This window comes from Cytophagia bacterium CHB2 (genome assembly GCA_030263535.1).
In the GTDB taxonomy this organism is placed as follows: domain Bacteria; phylum Zhuqueibacterota; class Zhuqueibacteria; order Zhuqueibacterales; family Zhuqueibacteraceae; genus Coneutiohabitans.
This window is the reverse complement of sequence record SZPB01000322.1, coordinates 1-7,324: the sequence shown is the minus strand read 5'-3', so window position 1 is coordinate 7,324 and position 7,324 is coordinate 1. Positions and strand designations below refer to the sequence as shown.

Below are 7,324 nucleotides of genomic sequence, written 5' to 3'. Positions count from 1 at the left end.
GCCATTCGCCTGGCGATGGAGATGGGCGCGCAAATGACGGAAATCGACGTGCAACAAACCGCCGACGATCAGCTCGTGCTGTTTCATGACGATTCGCTCGCGCGCACCAGCAGCGGCCGCGGCCTCTTGTGGCAAAAAAATCTGGCGGAACTCAAGATGCTCGACGCGGGCAGTTGGTTCAATGCTCAATTTGCGGGCGAACCGCTGCCCACGCTCGCCGAGGCGATAGCGCTCGTGCGCGGCAAAATCAAGTTGAATATCGAAGTCAAATTACACGGCCACGAGCGCAACATCGCGCAACTGGTGGTGGAAACGATTCGCCGCGAACAGTTTGAGCAGGAGTGTATCGTCACGTCGTTTGGCTTTGAGGTCGCAGACGAGATCAAACGTCTCGCGCCGGAGCTGAGCGTCGGCTACATCTTTGGGCCGCGGGAATATCGAGAAGAAGTTTTTTCGGGTAATGTCGAGGTGCTGAGCACACATCACAGCCTGGTGGATGCCGCATTCGTGCAAAAAGCGCGCGCCGCCGGGAAAGAAGTGCATGTGTGGACGGTGAATGAAAAGCCGCTGATGAACAAACTGCTCGATCTCGGCGTCAATGCCATCATTACGAATTACCCGGATCGTCTGGCGGAAGTTTTAAAGTCGAGGGAGAATTGATGCCAGCAACAAGCGTAACGTTATTTTCCACGCATCATCTGCAACACCCGCTTGAATTGCTGCCGGTCATGCTGCAAATATTGTGAGAATTGCCCGGCGCCGGCGAGCGCTTCACCGCCGTCGATCGTGACCACCTCGCCGGTGATGAAATCGACGCCGTCCGCCACCAGAAAAGCGGCCAGGTTGGTCAACTCCTCGTGCTCGCCAAAGCGGCCCAGCGGAATGCGCTTCTTGGCGCTTTCTTCAACTTCTTTGGTTGGTAATAAACGCTTCCACGCGCCTTCAGTGGGAAACGGTCCGGGCGCAATGGCATTGAGACGAATGCCGTAAGTTGCCCATTCCACGGCCAGTGAGCGCGTCATGGCCAGCACGCCGGCTTTCGCGCAGGCGGAGGGCACAACGAACGCCGAACCGTTCCAGGCATAGGTCGTGACGATATTGAGAATGTTACCGCCGCGTTTCGCCGCGATCCATTTTTTCGCGAGCGCCTGCGTGCAATTGAACGTGCCATAGAGCACGATTTTCATGACCGCATCAAAACCGCCGGGCGATAGATCCTCGGTGGCTGCGAGAAAATTGCCCGCTGCGTTGTTCACCAAAATATCGGGCAGGCCGTGTTTTTCGACCAGCGCGTCCAGGGCTTGCGTTACGGCGTCATGGTCGCGCACATCACAAACAAACGTAATCACCTCGCGACCGCCGGCAGCTTGAATGGCTTGCGCGCCTTCTGCCAGGCGTTCGGCGTTGCGCCCACAGATCGCCAGGCGCGCGCCCAGCCCGGCAAAACGTTTTGCCATGGACAGCCCGAGGCCCGAACCGCCGCCGGTGATCAGCGCGAACTTATCTTTGAGTAAGTCTGAGGTGAACATGCTCTCCCTTCACGCCTTTGCCAGGCGAGATTCACGATTTGAAAATCGGTTCGAGATGCCGCACGGTACAGGGATGTCCGCCGTTTTGATACTCACAATCGCCCCAATAAAAGCATTTGATCGAGCAGATCGGCGCTTGTTGCTGCAAATTCAACTCGGGATATTCCGCGCGCTGTTCCTGCAATTGCCGGTGTAATTTGCGCTTTTCCCAAAAATTTTTGAACAGGGATTTGTTGCCGAGCATCTTGACGCTGATCAGTTTCGCCAAATCCTGTGAGGCGGGCGAATTCGGCGCTTCCAGCAGAAACGGCTTGAACTCGCGCACAGAAGTGCGCACGCTGGGATCATAGGTGATGAAACCAAGATAATCAACCTCGAGCGAAAGCAACTCCGCCGCGGCTGTTTGAATCGCCAAGCCTTCTTTGATGTCATCTTTCTTCATCACCATATTCAAGACCAGCTTGAGGTGATGCGATTCCAGCATCGATTGCATCAGGCGCGCGGCGTTGGCATCGACCGCCTGCACTTGCGCGAGCAACTCCGGCATGGTCACGGCGATGCGGCCGGGCTTGTCGAGATCGTCTTGCGCAAGAATCGCCGAAACTTCCGGGTGATCCTGGAACGCCAGTCGCAACCGCCGCAGTTGGCAGATGCGAATGAAATTGAAACATTCCTGAATCGCCGTAGGCTCGGGATTAGTCACGACGATGCCCTCATCCGCCGCCAAAAAGAAATCAACGACATTGTAGGAAGAGCCGGCGCCCAAATCGAGCAAAACAAAATCCGCGTCAATGGTGCGCAATTGTTTGATGAACCGCAGCTTTTGCGCGTATTTGGGATTCGCCAAGCCGAGCGTGCCGCACGCGCCGCTGATCAGGCGCAACCGGTCGATGCGCGTGGGAAGAATGATATCGTTGAGATTCTCGACGTTGAGCGAATAGAAATCATAGAACGTGCGCTCGGGTTCGAGCATGCCCATCACGGTATGTAGATTCGCGCCGCCCAAATCTGCGTCAACCATCACCACTTGCTTTCCCATGCTCGCCAAGCCGACGCCGAGTGACGCGGTGAAAACCGTTTTGCCGACTCCGCCCTTGCCGCCGCCGACCGCAATGACACGCTTGGCGCGATTCATCGAGGCGTTTGCCTCGTTATTAAAAACCGTTTCCAGGTTCTGCAAAGCAGAGGCCGGCACCCATTGGCCTTCATCATCATTCCAGACTTCGTCTGCCGGGCTAAAACCGCCTTGGTTGGCTAACGAACGCAGTTCCTGTGTGGTAAACGGGCCATATTGTTTCTCCTTCACGCGAACAAAGATGTCATTCATCGTTGCAGTGCTATCCATGAGAGTCACGCTCCTAATTCACGTCCTGTTTTTGATGAAAGCGAGGCCGGGCGGCAGCGGTAAGAAAATGCGGCGTCCTTCCGTTTTCGTCATATCGCATCTGATAAGGGTACCGCCCAAAGGCAAAACTGCGGAGAGCTGCGGCGATTTTTTTAGGAACGGCGACGGGGCGAACTTGACAAGTGCAGCAAGCCGCGCACGATGGCGTCGGCAATCGCATCCTGATTGAAATCCGAGGCCAAAAATTCAAGCTGTGCGGGATTGGTCAAGAACTCCGTTTCAATATGGCAGGCCGGCATTTGGGCATAGCGAAAGAGCAACAAATCTTTGGGCTTGACGCCGCGATTGAGATGATTGCTGAATTTGGCAACCAGCGCGTTTTGAATCGCGCGCGCGAATTTCTCTGCTGCCGCCGAATGCGGCTTGTACCACGATTCGATGCCTTCAGGATTGGGATCGGAGAAAGCGTTGCAATGAATGCTGATCAGCACCTCCGCATTGGCCTCATTGGCGAGAGCCGCGCGCCGGTGAATATCATCACGTATGTTCGTCGCAAGGTGAACATCGCGGGTGCGCGTTAAAATGACTTTATGGCCGGCTGCTTTCAGCAAATCTTTGATCTTGATGCATAGGGACAGGGTGACGTCTTTTTCCTGCAATTCAAATGGCACATTACCGATCGCGCCGGTATAAATGCCGCCATGTCCCGGATCAAGCGCGATTTTCATGAGGGCTTGCCCTTTTGTGTTGCCTCCCAAAGTCTCGTCAGGATAGACACGATCACAATTTCAGGAGATTTTTGTTTACCCGGTTGCGCCTGAAGAAATATGATCAAAAAGACACCATCACAATCTCAAACGCTGAAATTCGTGCATTTAAACGCAGTCAATATATAGTCATGATCTCCGCAAGTCAAGCGGAAATTCTGGCAGGGTCACGCCGCAATAGCGCCGGCAAGATCACCTCGCCACGACCATCTTTTTCACTGCCACCTCCGTTCCGGCTGAAAGGCGCAAGACATAAACACCGCTGCTCACCGTTTTCCCGTTCGCATTCTTGCCATTCCACAAGAGAGAATGCGCGCCGGCGGTTTTCATCCCGTCGAACAAAGTTACAACTTCCCGGCCCAACACATCGAAAATGCGAACAACCACACGCTCTGCGCGCGGCACAGAAAAATTGATTTGTGTCGAAGGATTGAATGGATTGGGGTAATTCTGCTGCACTTCGAATGCAGCCGCAACACTTGCCGGAGGTTCTGCCACGCCGGTGACAATGCCCGGCTCCGGCGGCGGCAAACGCTTGCTGGTGTAAATACGAAAATGGCCCGGCTGCAAAGCCAGCGCTGCCTGCGTATCGCTCACGCTGATCGAATCCCCGGAAAAATAATCATACCAAATTCCCGTGGTTTGAAAATTGGGATTGACGTTCAGCGGCGTCACATGAAAATTGCCCACAATGGTCACGTTCATGCTGGGATGCGTGAGATTGATGCGGCGATCATATTGCCCCTGCCCGACGCGCCAATTGAGTTGCGTCGCCTCGCTGCGAAATACTTCATTTTCGTTGCGCAATTTGAGTAGCGCGGCAAAAACCTTGTAAAGCCGCAAGCGTTCGGGCTGTTGATAATAATTCCAACGAATCGGTTTGGGATCAGTGCGGCCCGGCTCGTTGCCGGAGGGCAGATGTTGATCGTAACCCAGCTCGCCGAATTGCCAAATCATCTTTGGCCCGGGAATAGTGAGAAAAAATGCCGCCACTAATTTGATGCGATCGAGCGCCGTATTCAAATCCTTCACATTGTAACTGCCGCTGCTGCGACCGTATTGCAGGTTTTTGTACATCAACCATTCTTCATCGTGGCTTTCCATGTAAGTAATCAATCCCGGCTTGGTCCAGCCGCGCGTTTTGTAATAGCCGCCGGATAAATCCGCGCGCAGGCCGGAATCTTCCAGCCAGCCCATGGCCGATTGACTGTAGGCGACGTTCATATTGCCCCACAGCAGCATGCCGCGCCGGTATTCCGCCAATTCCTTTTCTTCCTGATTTTCAGCAAAATGTTCGAGAATCACATACGCGGTGGAATCAACCTCCCAAATTTTGTCGGCGATGCGTTTCCAAATCGCGATGCGTGAGGCGTCATACTGTCCCCACAAACTCACATTATCGCCGCTGAAGCGCTGCGTGAAGCCTTTGGATAAATCAAACCGAAAGCCGTCGACTTTATACTCTGTCAGCCAAAAAGCATTGACGCGATCCACCAAGTCCTTGGTCGCCTGGCTCTCGTGATTCATGTCGTAACCGACATTGAACGGATGCCGCGCCGTAACATTGAACCAGGGATTCTCCGCCGTCGGCGGGCCGTACGGGCCCTGGCTGAACAAGCGCACGAACGGCGATTGTCCGAACGAATGATTCAACACCATGTCCAGAATGACGGCAATGCCGCGCTTGTGGCATTCATCAATAAAACGCTTCAAATCCTGCCGCGGGCCATAATACTTGTCGGCGGCAAAATAAAACGAAGGATTGTAGCCCCAACTGATATTGCCTTCGAATTCATTGACCGGCATCAGCTCGATGGCATTGACGCCGAGATTTTCCAAATAACTCAAGGTGTCGATCAGCGTTTTGTAATCATGCGCGGCGATGAAATCGCGGATGAGCAGTTCATAGATCACCAGATCTTTTTGCGCGGGCCGTTGATAATCCGTTGCCTGCCAGGTGTAGGGCGATTGCGCGGTTTGCAATACGGAAGCGATCTCCTCGGTTTGGCCCGCGGGATAACGGATCAAATTCGGATAGGTTGTGCTGCTGATGAATTGATCGTTAAAGGGATCGCTGACTTGTTCGGCATAGGGATCGGCAATGCGCAAACTGCCGTTAACGAGATATTGAAAAAGATATTGTGTTGCGGGCGTAAGATTGTTGAGTGTAATCCAGTAGCGGGAGCTATCGGGCGTGCGTTTCATGAAATAGTTGGTGTCAATTTGCCAGTTGTTGAAGCTGCCGATGAGATAAACGAACTCTTTGCGCGGCGCGTGCAGCACCAGCGTAGCCGAAGCGGCGTTGACATAGTTGATCCCGTCTCGCGCGCCGGCAGGCAATGCTTCCACCACTTGCAGCGGGTTTTGCAAAATCGTGAACGTGGTGCTGTCTGCGTTTTGTGCGCCGGCGGTGGTGCGGGCAACGAGCTTGAGCTGGTGCACGCCGCCGGATAGCGGCGAGGGCAGCGTGAATGAAAACAGCTTGCTCGCCGCGTCATAGTGTGCGCCGAGATTTCGATATTCGGTATTGTCGATGAAAAGCCGCAGCGCCGAAGTATCAATCACACTGTTTCGCGCCGGAAAAATATACGCGCTGATGGCGGGTTGCGTGCTGCTCACCAGCCCGGAAACGGAATTGGGCAGCAGATAGTGAATCGTCGGATTTCTGACATACAAAATCGAATTATTGTTGTCGTTGGCATTGCGCCGCGGATTGAGCGGATCAGAGAGCCAGCCGCCGCTCGAACCGTTTTCGTTGAATTTATATTGATACGCGCCTGCAACGCCTCCGCCGCCGACCGCGCCGCCAACGCGCAGGCGCACGGTTTTTACCCACCGGCTTGTTGCGGCTTCGAACGTCATGCGCGAGGGCGCGTTGCTTGCAATGGTGCCGTTGCTGTTCGGCCCCCAGTTGTTGAATTCTCCCGGTAAAAACACCGTCGCGGGATTGCCGGCTGGTTTATAGAAAAAAGTGACATCGACGCTGTCGGATTGCGCAAACGCGGGACGTGCAACAAGCAACATCAGGGCGACGACAAAGACGAGCAAACGGGAACGAAGCATGCATTCCTCCAAAGTGATCAAATCCAAAAATCAATTTTGATGATCGCCCGGACGCTTTTATTCTTGCGAAAACTTACAGCGCCCGGAGGCAGTTTCCTCTAAAAATCAGTTTGCAGTCGAAACAGTTTGTGATTATGTTTGTTTATGGCAAAGCCAATTCCCCAGACATTATTTCAGCGCGTCAAAGCGATTATCAAAAAAATCCCGCGCGGCAAGGTGGCGACTTACGGCCAAATTGCGGCGCTCGCCGGGCAACCGCGTGCGGCGCGGCAGGTGGCCTTGCGTCGCGCCGTGGGGTCCGCGCCGGCCCAGGGCGCCGCGCCGCAGACGGCGCAGCCGCCCGCCGACGGCGGTGTGCGAAACAGCGCGCGCGGGCGTGGCCGGATCGAGCCGGCGTTTGCGCACACGCCGGCGGAATCCGCCGCCCAATCCGCACTCCGGAGGGCACGTTGAAAGCGATCGCGCCACTGGTGGTGGTGATGGCCGGCGGCACCGGCGGCCACATCTTTCCCGGCCTTGCGGTGGCCCAGGCGCTGCGGGACGCCGGGGCGCGCGGCTGGAGTGGATCGTCGCGGACCTGGCCGCGGACGGCTGGGAGGTCGGCGGGAGCTCGCTGCGCA

At 55.2% G+C, this 7,324-nt stretch carries 6 protein-coding genes and 1 pseudogene; 3 read left to right on the top strand and 4 right to left on the bottom strand.

Going from position 1 to position 7,324, the window contains the following annotated elements:
* On the top strand, nucleotides 1–660 hold a 660-nt coding region (locus FBQ85_23405), incomplete at its 5' end, for a glycerophosphodiester phosphodiesterase (GenBank protein MDL1878090.1).
* Between the two features lie 20 nt (nucleotides 661–680).
* Here FBQ85_23405 and FBQ85_23400 read toward each other — a convergent pair.
* The 4 genes from FBQ85_23400 to FBQ85_23385 form a co-directional block, all read right to left on the bottom strand.
* Nucleotides 681–1,529, bottom strand: a complete 849-nt coding sequence (locus FBQ85_23400) for an SDR family oxidoreductase (protein MDL1878089.1) — start codon at nucleotides 1,527–1,529, stop codon at nucleotides 681–683.
* Between the two features lie 31 nt (nucleotides 1,530–1,560).
* Nucleotides 1,561–2,874 carry a DUF4339 domain-containing protein gene (locus FBQ85_23395; protein MDL1878088.1) on the bottom strand — a complete coding sequence of 438 codons (1,314 nt, stop codon included), beginning with the start codon at nucleotides 2,872–2,874 and terminating at the stop codon, nucleotides 1,561–1,563.
* Nucleotides 2,875–3,026: 152 nt separating this feature from the next.
* Nucleotides 3,027–3,602, bottom strand: coding sequence for an N-acetylmuramoyl-L-alanine amidase (locus tag FBQ85_23390; GenBank protein ID MDL1878087.1), 576 nt, complete (start codon nucleotides 3,600–3,602; stop codon nucleotides 3,027–3,029).
* A 231-nt stretch (nucleotides 3,603–3,833) separates the two neighbouring features.
* Entirely contained in the window at nucleotides 3,834–6,704 is a 2,871-nt protein-coding gene (locus FBQ85_23385; GenBank protein ID MDL1878086.1) for a T9SS type A sorting domain-containing protein, read from the bottom strand.
* Nucleotides 6,705–6,848: 144 nt separating this feature from the next.
* On the opposite strand from FBQ85_23385, the gene FBQ85_23380 reads away from it, so the two are divergent.
* Together FBQ85_23380 and FBQ85_23375 are read left to right on the top strand one after the other, a co-directional pair.
* Complete coding sequence (locus FBQ85_23380) at nucleotides 6,849–7,157, top strand: MGMT family protein (GenBank protein ID MDL1878085.1); 309 nt, start codon at nucleotides 6,849–6,851, stop codon at nucleotides 7,155–7,157.
* Between the two features lie 26 nt (nucleotides 7,158–7,183).
* A pseudogene (locus FBQ85_23375) lies at nucleotides 7,184–7,252 on the top strand (UDP-N-acetylglucosamine--N-acetylmuramyl-(pentapeptide) pyrophosphoryl-undecaprenol N-acetylglucosamine transferase).
* The last annotated feature ends 72 nt before the right edge of the window (nucleotides 7,253–7,324 follow it).